Annotated in this window: 1 protein-coding gene; it reads left to right on the top strand. The window is 42.7% G+C overall.

The window, feature by feature from the left end; all coding sequences use genetic code 11:
• A partial coding sequence (locus KCG49_RS16375; RefSeq protein WP_256260052.1) for a DDE-type integrase/transposase/recombinase occupies positions 1-534 on the top strand: 534 nt, incomplete at both ends.

Genomic DNA, 534 nt, shown 5'->3' with positions numbered 1-534 from the left:
GGGTTACTTTATATCCGAAAGTAGTGTTTATCGCATCTTAAAAAGAAGGGGGTTGATCACTTCCCCAGCATATATCGTAATGCAGGCGAGTAGTGAGTTCAAAGACAAGACCACACGCCCTAACCAGATGTGGCAAACGGACTTTACCTACTTCAGGATCATCGGCTGGGGATGGTATTACCTGTCTACTGTTCTGGACGACTACAGTCGCTATATCGTCCATTGGGAACTGTGTTCCAATATGAAGGTGGATGACGTAACAAGAACGATAGACTGTGCTCTTGATAAAGCAGGTTTGACCAAGAAAAATGCACCAAAGCTATTGAGTGACAATGGCTCTTGCTACATCAGTTCTGAACTATCGCACTATATACAGAACAAAGGAATGAGCCATGTAAGGGGACGGCCAAACCATCCCCAAACGCAAGGGAAGATAGAACGGTATCACAGATCCATGAAAAATGTTGTAAAACTTGAAAATTACTTTTTCCCTGAAGATCTCATTCAGAGATTGGAAGAGTTCGTTGAGTATTA

Origin of the sequence: Winogradskyella luteola, from assembly GCF_019203985.1 — a bacterium.
Lineage (GTDB): Bacteria > Bacteroidota > Bacteroidia > Flavobacteriales > Flavobacteriaceae > Winogradskyella > Winogradskyella luteola.
Note: the sequence above shows the minus strand (reverse complement) of the source record. Positions and strands in the feature narration are given on the sequence as shown.